General features: G+C 42.7%; 12 protein-coding genes. 6 read left to right on the forward strand and 6 right to left on the reverse strand.

What is annotated here, in order from left to right; translation table 11 throughout:
• Positions 1-342 precede the first annotated feature (342 nt).
• From ACVHUV_RS18215 to ACVHUV_RS18235, 5 genes are all read left to right on the forward strand, one after another.
• Positions 343-852, forward strand: a complete 510-nt coding sequence (locus tag ACVHUV_RS18215; protein ID WP_462085553.1) for a hypothetical protein — start codon at positions 343-345, stop codon at positions 850-852.
• A gap of 567 nt (positions 853-1,419) precedes the next feature.
• Complete coding sequence (locus tag ACVHUV_RS18220) at positions 1,420-2,169, forward strand: hypothetical protein (protein ID WP_317942343.1); 750 nt, start codon at positions 1,420-1,422, stop codon at positions 2,167-2,169.
• A 149-nt stretch (positions 2,170-2,318) separates the two neighbouring features.
• Positions 2,319-3,479, forward strand: a complete 1,161-nt coding sequence (locus ACVHUV_RS18225; RefSeq protein WP_462085554.1) for a YycP family beta-propeller protein — start codon at positions 2,319-2,321, stop codon at positions 3,477-3,479.
• Between the two features lie 151 nt (positions 3,480-3,630).
• The gene (locus ACVHUV_RS18230) at positions 3,631-3,753 is read left to right on the forward strand and encodes a hypothetical protein (RefSeq protein WP_462085555.1); all 123 of its coding nucleotides are present in this window, start codon (positions 3,631-3,633) and stop codon (positions 3,751-3,753) included.
• A gap of 112 nt (positions 3,754-3,865) precedes the next feature.
• Positions 3,866-4,474: a transposase gene (locus ACVHUV_RS18235; RefSeq protein ID WP_462085556.1), complete on the forward strand. Its 609-nt coding sequence runs from the start codon at positions 3,866-3,868 to the stop codon at positions 4,472-4,474.
• Between the two features lie 516 nt (positions 4,475-4,990).
• Here the strand turns inward: ACVHUV_RS18235 and ACVHUV_RS18240 are convergent.
• From ACVHUV_RS18240 to ACVHUV_RS18250, 3 genes are all read right to left on the reverse strand, one after another.
• Entirely contained in the window at positions 4,991-5,857 is an 867-nt protein-coding gene (locus tag ACVHUV_RS18240) for an MBL fold metallo-hydrolase (RefSeq protein ID WP_462085557.1), read from the reverse strand.
• Positions 5,854-7,242, reverse strand: coding sequence for a Na+/H+ antiporter NhaC (gene nhaC, locus ACVHUV_RS18245; RefSeq protein WP_462085558.1), 1,389 nt, complete (start codon positions 7,240-7,242; stop codon positions 5,854-5,856). The genes ACVHUV_RS18240 and nhaC overlap by 4 nt, the downstream gene beginning before the upstream one ends.
• A gap of 209 nt (positions 7,243-7,451) precedes the next feature.
• Entirely contained in the window at positions 7,452-8,687 is a 1,236-nt protein-coding gene (locus ACVHUV_RS18250) for a NupC/NupG family nucleoside CNT transporter (protein WP_462085559.1), read from the reverse strand.
• A gap of 184 nt (positions 8,688-8,871) precedes the next feature.
• Here ACVHUV_RS18250 and ACVHUV_RS18255 point away from each other — a divergent pair, with 184 nt between their 5' ends.
• On the forward strand, positions 8,872-9,870 hold the full coding sequence (locus ACVHUV_RS18255; RefSeq protein WP_462085560.1) for a LacI family DNA-binding transcriptional regulator: 999 nt from the start codon (positions 8,872-8,874) through the stop codon (positions 9,868-9,870).
• Positions 9,871-9,908: 38 nt separating this feature from the next.
• Here the strand turns inward: ACVHUV_RS18255 and ACVHUV_RS18260 are convergent, their stop codons facing one another.
• The 3 genes from ACVHUV_RS18260 to ACVHUV_RS18270 form a co-directional block, all read right to left on the reverse strand.
• Positions 9,909-11,201, reverse strand: a complete 1,293-nt coding sequence (locus ACVHUV_RS18260; protein WP_462085561.1) for a uracil/xanthine transporter — start codon at positions 11,199-11,201, stop codon at positions 9,909-9,911.
• Between the two features lie 70 nt (positions 11,202-11,271).
• Positions 11,272-12,192 carry a nucleoside hydrolase gene (locus ACVHUV_RS18265; protein WP_462085562.1) on the reverse strand — a complete coding sequence of 307 codons (921 nt, stop codon included), beginning with the start codon at positions 12,190-12,192 and terminating at the stop codon, positions 11,272-11,274.
• A gap of 2 nt (positions 12,193-12,194) precedes the next feature.
• Positions 12,195-13,391: a M20 metallopeptidase family protein gene (locus ACVHUV_RS18270; protein WP_462085563.1), complete on the reverse strand. Its 1,197-nt coding sequence runs from the start codon at positions 13,389-13,391 to the stop codon at positions 12,195-12,197.
• Positions 13,392-13,415: the final 24 nt, after the last annotated feature.

The following is a 13,415-nucleotide window of genomic DNA, read 5'->3' on the forward strand; positions in this document are numbered from 1 at the left end:
CAATATTTTTAAATTCCGAATTTTCATTCTTAATACCCTGTTTTGCCATGAAACAAATGATTCTTCCAGCCCGTCCACGTATGTCCAATCCTCTACTTTATCATTAATATTCTTTCTGTTTTAATCATTTTCGCCGAACTATTTACCTATTCAGCACGTAACTTTTGAAGTTGAACAATGAAAAGTAGTATGCAATCCATTACAGCATTAGTGTTCTAAAAAAATATGAGGTATATTACCAAAATTTTAATTTTAAAAATATACATGCTACAATGAATGTATGTTGGACAACATACATTACGAAGGCAAACTGGCCAGTTGCTTTCCTAAGGAGCGAGTACCGTGAGAAGAATTGTCACAACGATTGTAGTCGGCATTCTCGTGATTGGTTTCCGGTTCCCTGTCCACGCTTCCGTATCAGATCAACTCAATCATCAATCAAGCTTTCAGCCGTTAGTATGTATGGAGCAATTGCCGAAAAGTCTAGTAGAATTTATGCTATTGACAAGCATGGGCGATGTCGCAATCTTCACGTCAATTGTTGATGAATTGGAAGCACTTAGTCAGATTGTAGGTGCAGTTGAAAAGATTGTCTCCCCGTATGCAGTCGTTCACTCTGAGATACAATTAGAACAAGATCAAACAAACCAAATTGCAAACGCAGCATCAAACGACACGAATTCGGTTGTAGCCGACAAGCACTTCCAAGCGGTGGACAGTGAACGAGACTGTTCAACACTTATTTGGTCGGCGATGCTCATTTATGCAACGTGGCGGTTGCATGGCAGAAGACATGACGCTCAGAAAGGTTTACATGATGCAGACGGATGCAATAAAAAAACAGATGAATAGTTGACGTTGATGCTTATAGATGTCAGTTGGCGATAAAATTCGTGCATGAAGTTGAATTATACGGCGAGTAATACCGTTCTATTGACGGAACTAAGATAATAAGGGAGTCCTGTGCTATTTTTCACCTTATTAGTATCTTAGTTCCTTTTTTCGTAATCGTGGAGGGTGTTTTGTTGCTCCGCGTAGTGTTTGTTCCTGCTTGTTTTCCCTCGACCTTTGCACCGTTTCTGAAGCACACCATTCGAATTCCTACTATTGCGGCCAATTATTGAGTGTTAACAAATGAATTGATAGAGAAAGATGGAATCGTATCATCCTCTAAAATTGTATTATTTTTAGTAGTTTTGTGTATGTCGCGAAGTGTCTAATTCAATCATTTCAAGTGAAAGTATTGTGTTGTTACAAAACTTTTTTATAAATGATGTACCTTTTCCCTCTGTAATCTGCCCCCTTTTATATTTTCTCAAAATTTCAATTACTAGTTTATAAATGGTATAGTTGCATTATGTTGGACAACATACAATTTGAAGACAAACTGGCCAGTTGTCTTCCCTAGGAGCGAGTCACGTGAAAAAAGTAGTCGCAACAGTAGCAGCTGGTATTCTCTTACTGAATTTACAGTTCCCCGTCCAAGCATCATCTGTCTCAAAGCATGTCGATCAAATCTTGACGTTGCAACCAGGCGTATCTATGGAAGAGCTGCAAAAAGAAGTTGCAGACCTTTCGATGACGACCGGCATGAATGAAGATGAAATTTATGAAAAAATGCTCGCTGAAATGGAGTATCAAAACCAGTTGGCGGAAGAAGAGGCAAAGCAATTGGCAGAGGAGTATGACGCTACAGATGAAGCGGCCATCCAAGGCGGTGGCGGGTCAGCGTTATATATCGTCGGACCGAGTGCACAAGGGGATTTTTACTACACACCTTCCGCAACCGCTTATGTCAACCATGGACATGTAGGGCTTTACTACACGAGCAATACAATCGTTGAATCCATTTATCCTTCAGGCGTGCGCAGCATTTCAGCGAATGTCCGAAAAGTTGACAAAGGTGCTGTTGTAAAATCCGTTTCTGCAACGAGTACTGTAAAAAGAAATGCAGCGAATTGGGCATACGGAGAAATCGGCGAGAAGTATTCTTTGAATTTCGCGAACAACCGAAATACAGGCCATTATGGTGCTAAAAACTGTTCTAAATTGATCTGGTCTGCGTATTTATTAAAAGGGAATCTGGACTTGGATGTGGATAAAGGATTTGGCGTCTATCCACGGGATGTCCGTGATGCCAAGCAGACAGTATTCAAACGGAAGATCTAACGGTAGTGGTTGTAACCCTAATTTTGCATATCCGTCGTTAGGCATATTAGTGAGCGCAACAGATTAGGGGTTGTCTTAATTCATAAGAATGGAACTAAGCAAACAGTAAACTCGTTTGCTTAGTTTTGTTCATAAGGAGCGTGTTGGAGATGAAAAAGAGATGGTTTATTGCAGGAATACTTGTACTTGTTCTATTAACCGTATCCTCCGTTTACGTTTTTAGTACTAAAAACGAGAACTTACTCACGACTGAACAACTTCCATCCGTCATTACGAATTCTGTTGCGGCACTATACTTTTCTACCACTGCTGATCAAGATATGAACCGAGACGGGTTAAGTTTTGCGGTTTTTATTAACAAAGAGGGACAAACGGACGTGTTTGAAATGGATGGCTTGGAATTAGGCACCATCCACGGAACTGATGAATCGTTTTTTCTGGAGGACCGTAGCCATGTTCACGTTGTCGATCAGAAAGGGACAAAAACGTTTGCTATAGAAGGTGAAGAGCATACCGGTGAAGTGACTGGATTTCGTAATGGGATGTATTACAGCGTGTATAATTCAGGGTTTAATGAGGAGGGGGGCTATTCCTCCAATATCCGAGTCGGGAATAAAGATGGATTTAAAACAATTGAAATACCGTATTATTTACACATGTCTGGCATAACGGAGGATGAGCTGATGATGGTCGCTGGAGAAGAAGAGTACATTTCATTGTTTACGATGCCGCTCCAAGATAGCGTACAAATAGAGGAAGTCGTGCCACTTGGAAAAGTGGGTGACCGCTTAGGACTTTCGCCAATTGTTAAAGCCGATGGTGCGTATTTCATGTTGATTAGCGATACGCAAAAGTTAACGAGCGAATTGTATCGAATTGACGGGCAGGCGAAAACTGTGGAGATGTTTCCGTTTCTTACATACAAAGATGCGGAAGATTATCGAATCCGAGTCCCTTATAATCTACGAAATGCTGCGGCTGTCATAGGCGATACATTCTACTATGTAGACGGTGTAGGTGAAGTGCATAGCATTCACGTAGAAACCGGTGAAACGGCCTTGGCATTCTCGTTGGAAGGAGCGAGTACAGGGAGCTTAAAAATGAGTGAACAAACGTATTTTCAAGATGATAAATTACATTTTTTCCGTTATGACAAAGCAACTAGTGAACACACCATCGACACGTATGACGTACAAACGGGCAAAAAGGTAAGTACACTACCCGTCCATGGCCTGGCCGACATGTTCGACTACACAAACAAAAAAAACAAACGCATCTCCCCCTACGACTTCATTGTATTCGATAAGTGAATGTTGAGAATTGTTTTGGTGCCTGTCCCCCAAAAATTGCGAATTGTGTTGGGGACTGTCCCCATCACAAATGTTGCAAAATATTATTTTGAGTGGTTTTTTGTGTCATTTTTTGATTGTAGATAGCCCGTAGAGATGGGGGAAAAGGTTTTTGATTGGAGAAATTAGTAGGAAGAAGATTGAGTTGATGGGCTTTTTAGGTGATCCTGACGAATTCCTACCGAATAAAGTGGTACTGTTCAAATTCTCATTATCGCAGATTTGTGACAATTGACGAAACTTTTATTGTTGACTATGGTAAGTGAAAACAATAGGAGTGATTACCGTTATGAATCGTTGGAGGAGAGAGTTTCAGCAAAGGATGGATGGACAGGTGGTTGCTTCGTATGGCTAGACAACGCCGTGTTTGGTCACCACATTTGTATTACCACGTCGTCATGCGAGGCAACAACCGGCAAGAGATTTTTCATCATCCGTCTGACTATCGGATGTTGTTGCAGTCGCTTCATTATACATACGAACGACATCCGTTTTCTCTTGCTGCGTATTGTATTATGAATAACCATTACCATCTACTTATTCGTTCGCCAGTTGTCCATCTTGGAAAAGTGATGGGACGGCTCAACAAAAAATATGGCGATTACTACCGAAGTAAATATGACTACACTGGCTTTTTATACGAGGGGCGTTATTATGCAGAGAAAATTACGAATGCAAGGAGTCTATTACGGATTAGTCGTTACATTCATCGGAATCCAATTGATACGAAGTTTCCGTTAGTCGATCAGATGGAGAACTATCCATACAGCTCTTTCACACAGTATGCGACCGCTACGTCTTCTGATTTTCCATTCTTCGATAACGAAATCATTCGACTCGCGTTGCCTTATATGCATTTAACGACAATGCAAGACTATCTTGGCTTTTGTAGAGAGGCACCTGAAGACGAAATGGATCTGGGGACATCGATCGGAATTGCTCGAGACAATCTTTGACTCGTTTAGCTATGTGTGGTTAGCTGCGATTCTTGTACGAAAAAAGCCTTGCGTGTGTGTCTCAAATGCAAGCATACGTAACGAACCATTTAGCATCCTAAACGTAAAAAAAGCTGTTGAGAAATTCACTCCCCACAACTCCTCGACAGCTTTTCTTATCATTATGCTGTACCAACTTCTTTATTTCGAAGTATTTTTCCTTCCTTCTCTCACATACCCACAACGCTTACATCTATTAGAATAATAGTCCATTCGATGGTAGCCCGATAACTTGCACATCAATTTTCCGATCCATTTCAACATACAAAGCTCCCCCCATTTGCTAGATTCTCTCCACCATCAATCCAACTACCTATACTTTCGTGAAAATTTATTCTAGTATACACCAGAATAAGTACTTAGAATTATTTTCTACAATAACTCTCAAAAAAAGTGTAGAAAACACATAATTCGACGCATAAAGAAGGTGCCAGTCCCCAAAACAATTCTCAATTGTTTTGGGGACTGGCACCGGTTTTATAGGTCTATTTGCATGCCTTCTTCGGCTATGCGGAAGCCACGTTTCTTTACTTGTTGCGTAAAGGGATGGCATGGGTCGATTGCAGGATTCGTATGGTTGAAATGGGTGAAGTAGATGTCGGTTTCATCGACCAAGTCTTGCAAGCGGTCCATCGTTTCGGTCATGACGGGATGAGGGATTTCTCTATAATCCCTGCCCATGTTCTCAATTTCTGCAATGGAATGGAACGTAGCGTCCAAGATGCAGACGTCTGCTTCCTTTGCAGCATCGTATATATTGACTTCCCACGCTGTCCATGAATCGATGTCTGGAATGTATAAGATTTTTCGATTACGTCCTTCAATCCAGAATCCGTAAGTCTCTGAAAACTCATTGCGATGAGGTACTTCCACTGGTCGGATGGCAACGTCCTCATTGATTCGTACCGCCTCACCTGCTTGTAAAGCCTTCACGTTAATATTCCCCAGGTCCACAAGTTGCCGCCACGGTGCTTCCGTTTCAAGCATCTGTTTCAACTTCGGACCTACATATGTAGAAACGCCTTGCGCGCCAATTGCTTCACGGCCTAAAAACAACAATCCCGGATAATGGCCGATGTGAGCGTGTGTCAAAAAGATACTGTCCATTAACACGCCTTCCAGCCCGTATTGCATTTGAACAGCAGCGAACTGTTCTTTAAAATCCAACGAAGCGTCTATTAAGTGCCACGTTTTCTCATCAGGCATGACGACGGCAAGAGATGCGGCATATCTTCTTTTAGCAGGATTCGTTAACGCCTCTTTACACTGTGCGCACGTACAATTCGGTTGAGGAATCCCTGCATCTTGAGCTGTCCCAAGTATCGTTAACACTGCTTGTTTCATTTTACGAGCCTCCTATCGCTTTTCTTCACAATTGTCCAACCGGTATACCCATATAACACATTCATGAGCGGGACGAGGAATGCGAGGAATGTGTAAGGAATGAATGCCATCGGATCGACTTCCAGAACACTTGCCGCAAAGACTGCCGGGACACCCCATGGTACAAGATTAATGCCTACTGTACCAGCCGCTTCCACGCAGCGGGATAAATTTTTCGTATCAATTTGAAGCTCTTTATATTTATGTACAAACGTGCGGGCTGGTAAAATGATCGCCAAAAACTGCGCCCCTGTAGAAAATGCGACAGCAAATGTCGAAACAATCGTCAACATAATTAAGGAACCAGTCGATTTCACGCGTTCAAGCATTCTTCGGGTTAGTACTTGAAACGCGCCTGTTTCTTCCATAATGCCACCTAATCCGGTAGCCAATACTAATAAAACAATTGTGCCATACATCGACACCATACCGCCTTTATTTAATAGCTTATCAACTGCCTCGACACCTGATTCAACTTGGTATCCACTTGTCATGAACTGCATGACGGACGTCACCGTTTCACCTTGGACAACTATCGCTAACACGGCACCTATGACAGCGACGCCTAACAGTGCAGGTAACGCAGGTGTCCGTTTAATAATTAGCACAATCGTCAGCACCGGCATGAGCAACAACAGCGGATGGATGATGAAGATCGATTGGAGTCCATCCATTAACGATATAATCGACGACTGATCTGCCCCTTGAATAACTGAAGTGTGTCCGATTAGCGCATACAAAACAAGTGCAATAAAAAATGCAGGTAACGTATCCCACAGCATATGTTTCACGTGACTGAATAAATCGGTCTCCGCTACTGCCGGTGCGATGTTCGTCGTATCTGACAGCGGTGATAGTTTATCACCAAAAAACGCGCCTGAAATAATCGCACCTGCAACGAGTCCTGGTGGAAACCCAAGACCTTCACCAATTACCATAAACGCCAATCCAACAGTTGCAATTGATGTGAATGAACTACCTAACGTTATGGACACGAGCCCAGTTACAATGGCTACAGCCGGCACAAAGAAATCCGGATGAATGAATTTCAATCCGTAATAAATCATCGTCGGAATGACACCACCCGCAATCCACGTGCCAATGATAATCCCGATCACAAGCAAAATAAACACTGCCGGCAACGCCCTTGCTACACCATTCACCATCATCTGTTGAACAGCATTCCATTTCCAACCTGCCATCAAAGCCACGACAGCAGCCATCACCATGCCTGCAAGCAACGGTACATGCATGCCCACTTTCCAAACAAAAATGGAACCAGCACCCGCAGCAATCAACACAATTACCGGCAACAACGCCATCCAAACCGTCAGCCTCTTTTCCATCTTCCTTCCCCCTTTAAGGTGCCAGTCCCCGACACAATTCAGAATCGTTTTGGTGCCTGTCCCCGAACAATTGCAAATTGTCCGGGGGACAGGCACGCGCATAATTCCCTATATTACCACAATTCAACTATCTATATAAGATAAAAAAAGAGGTGAGTTCACGCAATCTCGCGTGTTGTCACCTCTTTTTGATTATTCGTAAATATTGATTACATAAACATACCAGCGATTGTTCCGCTCATCAAGTTCGCAAGGGTCCCTGCAAGTACAGCTTTCATCCCTAATTTCGTGACAGTTGCACGTTGGTTTTCCGCAAAAGCTGTCATACTTCCGATTAGAATTCCAAGTGAACCGATGTTTGCAAAACCACACAAAGCGAAGGTCATAATCGCAACAGTTTTATCCGATAGCATATCAATCATCGGCTGGAATGACGTAAAGGCAACCATCTCATTCAAAATCACCTTTTGCCCTAACAAGTTACCTGCAGTCATCGCTTCAGACCACGGAACCCCCATGATGAATGCCAATGGTGCAAACAAATATCCAAAAATTTGTTCGAGTGAAAGGTCAGGGAAGCCAAACCAACCACCAATTCCGCCTAAAATTCCATTTGCTAACGCTAATACAGCAATGAAAGCAATCAACATCGCGATAATTAGCCCAGCCATTTTCATCCCTTCCATCGCACCACGTGTGATGGCATCAATCAGACCTGACTTCTCTTCTTCATCTGCTACTTCACTAGGATCAACAGAAATGGAAGACGCATTCAAAACAGGTGTTTCCGTTTCAGGAATCAGGATTTTCGCAAAAACCAATCCCGCAGGAGCTGCCATGAAACTCGCTGACAACAGGAAGTTTATCGGTATACCTAACGCGGCATAGGCCATTAAGGTTCCACCCGCGACCGAGGCTAGACCACCGACCATTACGGCAAATAGTTCTGATCTTGTTAACGTTTTTATATAAGGTTTAATAAGGACAGGCGCTTCTTGAATTCCCAAGAAAATATTGGAAGCTGCTGTCAAAGACTCCGGCTTGCTTGTCCCTAAAAGTTTTGCAAGCCCTCCACCAACTACACGGACAAAAAACTGCATAATGCCAAAATGGTACAACACTGAAATAAGCGCAGTGACAAAAATCGCCATCGCTGCTACTCGAATTCCGAAGATAAAACCAGTCGGTTGTGACGGGTCTGCCAAACTTCCGAAAACAAACGCTAACCCTTCATTTCCATAATGAATGACATTTCGAACCCCTTCAGAAATCTTCTCAAGTACCATACGCCCAATCGTCGACTTCAGTACAAGATAGCCAAAAAGGATTTGAAGTGCAACACCAATCCCTACAATACGATAATTAATCTTCTTTTTGTTCTCAGATAACAAAAAAGCAATAAACAATATAACAAGACAACCTAATAGGCCAGTGAGTATATTCATCCTCTTCTCCTTTATTCACAAGTGACATTTTCGACGATATGTGTAATCGGTTACATGTAATTTACCAAAAATCATATTCACTGTCAATGTCTATTTTTAACACTTAAAAATTCAAACTGTATTGATTTGTCTTCACTTTATTGCTATGTTTATGTAAGCGATAACATAGGAGAGTGAGTTCATTTTGCCTACAATCAAAGATGTCAGCAAGCTAGCAGGCGTTTCTGTTGCTACCGTTTCACGCTATTTGAATAAAAATGGCTACGTCAGTCAACAAGCGGCAGATGCAATCGCAGAAGTCATTGACAAACTGAATTACAAACCAAATAACATTGCAAGAAGCTTAGCGGGCATGAAAACCGCGACAATCGCACTTATGGTACCAGACATTTTAAATCCATTTTTTCCCGAAGTCGCAAGAGCGACCGAGGATGCAGCAAACGCTTATGATTACACACTCATCTTATGCAACACAGACAACAATCCAGAAAAAGAACAAAAATATATTGAAACATTAATTCACAAGCAAGTCGACGGCATCATCATTTCGTCTTACACGATTAAACCCGAACAACTTGAACACTTACAAAAACGCAAAATCCCAGTCATCCTTATGGACAATCACTTATCGGGCAGTTCAATCGTCTCGCTCATGTCCAACAATTTTAACGGTGGTAAACTTGCAACCGGACATTTACAAAACCAAGGCTGTCGGAAAATCGCGCATATTTGCGGGCCGATTCATATTACATCTTCCCGCGAACGGACGAACGGATACGAAGTCATTGCGAAGCAACTCGATTCATTCACACCGAGCCTTATTGCATATAGTGATTTCACCGTCAAAGGTGGCTACCGGGCAATGCAGGAACTTATCCAGAAACACCCCGATCTCGACGGTGTTTTTGCAAGCAATGACCTAATGGCGGCAGGCGCAATTAAAGCCCTGCAAGAAGCAAACCTTTCTGTCCCTACTGACGTCAAAGTCATCGGGTTTGACGGCATCCAAATGGAAATGATGTCACCTGAAATTTCAACAGTTGCCCAGCCCATTTACGAAATTGGCAAAACAGCCGTTGATACGTTAGTCAAACTCATTAATGGCGATCCGATTGAAACGTACACGCAAACATTTGAAGTCGAATTACAAGTAAAACAGTCAACTTCCATTCAATCCAAGTAAAAACGGTTGAGTTCCTAGTATGCGGAACTCAACCGTTTTTATGAAACTGTAACCGAACTTCTCCTTGAGAACAATTCCATACAAACTGATAACAACACACCGACTAATAAACCATTGCTCACAATCGGTTGAAATAATACCGGAAACACACTGAACGTCTCCGCCGGGATATTCATTACACTAATTCCGACGAGCAAAGGAATCGTTAAACGATAAAGCGACATGCGACCAACTGGTAAATTCCCCAAATTCTTAATTGCAGTTCCAAACAGTTGTAAGTATGCGACAAACAAAACCGCATCGCCTACACTCATCGGCATTGTCGAGAAAAACGAACCAAGTATAGGGACAACTCCAAGCACGATGAACAGCAACCCTCCAAGTATGAACGGCGCACGCTGATAGATTTTCGTACTTTCCAAAAAACCGATGGAAGATGTATACGGTCCGTATGGGATTAACCCGAACAATCCCGCCACAATCGTATGCACACCTGTTAACATAAAGGACCAACTGAATCGTTTTTTATCTGTCGTCGTCTTAAATACTTTCTCCACAGTCGTAATTGCGACTAACGAATTCGCCATATTAATTAGCCCAGCAAAAAAAGCAGTTAACAAAATACCAATATCAAATCGGAATGAGCCCCATGGCAAATAGGTAAATAACGCAGTCCCCGTTCCAGATACTTGTGCCGTTGCCGGGAATAAAAGACTATGGGCTATCCAACCGCCGATCATTCCGATGAGAATAGCAAAGTTACCGATTTTCCCTCTTACTTTTACAGTTAAGAAAAGCACAAGCAGCACAATACAAATGGACAACAATGCAACGGGTTCATTTATCGTGCCATCCACACCGATACCGAGCATCCCTTTAAAGAAAATCATAATGAGCTGTATGGATAATAAAAACAAATAGACTGTTAACACTACTTTATTGAAAATCTGCTTTAGCACATCTGAAAAACCAATTGCCCCTAACAGAATCGTTACGATTCCAGCCGCTACCATTCCTAATGCAAGACTGCCACCGAGCTGCGCATAACTAATCCCGACAGCTGGAGCAGAAGCACAAAGACTTAACACAAGCCCCCACCATACACCGCCATGCCCTTCCATTAATGGATAGCGATGTCCAAACAATGCTTGCAAAATACTTGCAGCACCTGTCAATATAAACGAACTCCGAATAATCGTCGCAACTTCCGTATCCGGCAAATGAAATGCAGCACCGACCGAAAGAGGCACAACAATCGTATTCGCAAACATGAAAAACAGCCATTGCACACCTGCTAACGACAAAGCAGGTTTTGATAATCGTTCCTCCATCTCCATTTCCTTCTTTCCATCCAAGTAAAAGCGAAAAGTCTGACTGAAATCGTCAGACTTCCCACCATGATTATTTACTTAACGTATCAATAAGTGTCGAAATGAAACGTTCACTATCCACTTCAAGACATACATCGACATTAGGCTCTTTTTTCGTCCAATTATTAAAATCACAAACCGTTTGTCCATCACATAAGTCACTATTCGTTTCAACGTCAACATACAGTTTTTCTGTACGAACAAGTGATTTATCTAAAGCCACACCTACAGCTAGCGGATCATGCATGGAACAAGCACGTTTTCCTGTCAGCTCCATGTAGCGATTCATGTAGTGATTCGTCGAGTCCTTTACAAACTCACTAATTTCACTCGGACGCATTTTTTCAATATCCGCAACAGTTAACAACGTCTGGCTCGTGACATCCAATCCGACAAGCGTAATTGGAATACCTGCGTGAAGTACGATTTTCGCTGCTTCCGGATCGATGTACATGTTGTATTCCGCAGTCGGTGTAATGTTGCCAGGATGGTCAACTGCTCCACCCATAATGACCAGTTCTTTCACCCATTCTTTTAAGCGAGGTTCCTTGCGGATAGCAAGCGCCATATTTGTCAATGGCGCAAGCAATACAATCGTCAATTCGCCTTTATGTAGCTCGGCTTGCTCAATGATGAAATCCGGTGCAAATCCTTCGTCCTTAATTTCTACTTCCATCTCTTTCAGTGCCCCACCAATTCCATCATTGCCGTGTACACTTACTTCAAAATGCGGTTCACGCATTAACGGACGGCTCGCTCCTTGGACAACTTTAATATCATCGCGACCAAGCAATTTAACGATTTTTGCAGTGTTAATTGTCGCTTGTTCAAGGGATGTATTACCATTTACCGTTGTAAATCCTAAAATATCCGCTTGGCCACTTTTCGCCGCCAACAACAATCCAATTGCGTCATCAATTCCTGTATCTACGTCAATAATGATTTTTTTCATCGTTATTTCCCTACCTTTTCTGATTGGAGTAATGCTGTAATGCTTTCAACTGCTGTTGCTACACCGTATTTTAGAGCCTCTAGATTCACATGGTAATACGCGTTATGCCAAGGGTAATTCTCTTTTTCATCCGAACCAGTTCCCCAATACATGAAGACGGATGGAACCGCTTGTGCAACGACCGAGAAATCATCGCCACTCATATAAGGATGCTCGTTTTCTACGACTTTATCTTCACCAAAAGCTGTCTGAATCGCTGTTGCTACGACGTCCGTCAATTCCGGATCATTCCAGCTTGCTGGATAGCCTTTACTGTAGTTGTACGTATACTCCCCGCCCCAGAAGTCCGTCACTGACTTCAACAATTGCTCAATTTGGGCAATGATTTTGTCTTGCGTTTCCGTTCTAATTGTGCGGACTGTCCCAGCAATATCGACACGGTCGCACATGACATTCGAAGTCGTTCCGCCGTTAATTGTGCCGAACGTAATGACCGCATTGTCAAGGGGCGATGTTTGTCTAGACACGATGTTTTGAATGCCGGTAATGAACTGCCCTGCCATGGCAATTGCGTCAATCCCCTGTTGAGGAGCAGCAGCATGTCCACCTTTTCCAATGAGGGATATGTAAACCCGGTCCGTGTTCGCTAACATATAGCCTTTTCTCATTTCAAACTTGCCAGGAGCTAAAAACGGATTCGTATGCAAACAAAGTCCCGCATCGACTGTCGGATTTTCAAGAATCCCTTCGTCAATCATCGGCTTCGCTCCACCTGGCTGAACTTCTTCGGACGGTTGGAACATGATTTTCACAGTCCCTTTCCACTCGCTTAACCGTTCTTTTAATACCGATAAAACACCTAAACCGATTGTCGTATGTGCATCGTGACCGCACGCATGCATGACACCTGGTTTTGTCGAAGCGTACGCCAAGCCGGTCTGTTCATCAATCGGCAATGCATCGATATCGCAACGGAGCAAAATCGTTTTTCCAGCTTCCGCGCCTTCCAGCACTGCGCAAACACCCGTTTTCGCCATTTTTTGATACGGGATATCCATACGATCCAACTCTTTCGTAATGAACGCCTGTGTTTCGTATTCTTCCGCACTTAATTCAGGATGCTCATGCAAGTGTTTATACGTTTCCTTTAAATAACTTTCGAACTGTTTTTCAATCTGCTCAATCGAAACTTTTACCATCGTACTTCCCCTCATTTCCTCTAG

It is taken from the genome of Sporosarcina saromensis, assembly GCF_054901285.1.

Excerpts from the sequence above, each read along its gene's own strand:
- nhaC (WP_462085558.1), bottom strand. The coding sequence starts at position 7,242 with ATGGAAAAGAGGCTGACGGTTTGGATGGCGTTGTTGCCGGTAATTGTG.
- ACVHUV_RS18225 (WP_462085554.1), top strand. The coding sequence starts at position 2,319 with ATGAAAAAGAGATGGTTTATTGCAGGAATACTTGTACTTGTTCTATTA.
- ACVHUV_RS18235 (WP_462085556.1), top strand. The coding sequence starts at position 3,866 with ATGGCTAGACAACGCCGTGTTTGGTCACCACATTTGTATTACCACGTC.
- ACVHUV_RS18250 (WP_462085559.1), bottom strand. The coding sequence starts at position 8,687 with ATGAATATACTCACTGGCCTATTAGGTTGTCTTGTTATATTGTTTATT.
- ACVHUV_RS18270 (WP_462085563.1), bottom strand. The coding sequence starts at position 13,391 with ATGGTAAAAGTTTCGATTGAGCAGATTGAAAAACAGTTCGAAAGTTAT.
- ACVHUV_RS18260 (WP_462085561.1), bottom strand. The coding sequence starts at position 11,201 with ATGGAGGAACGATTATCAAAACCTGCTTTGTCGTTAGCAGGTGTGCAA.
- ACVHUV_RS18240 (WP_462085557.1), bottom strand. The coding sequence starts at position 5,857 with ATGAAACAAGCAGTGTTAACGATACTTGGGACAGCTCAAGATGCAGGG.
- ACVHUV_RS18265 (WP_462085562.1), bottom strand. The coding sequence starts at position 12,192 with ATGAAAAAAATCATTATTGACGTAGATACAGGAATTGATGACGCAATT.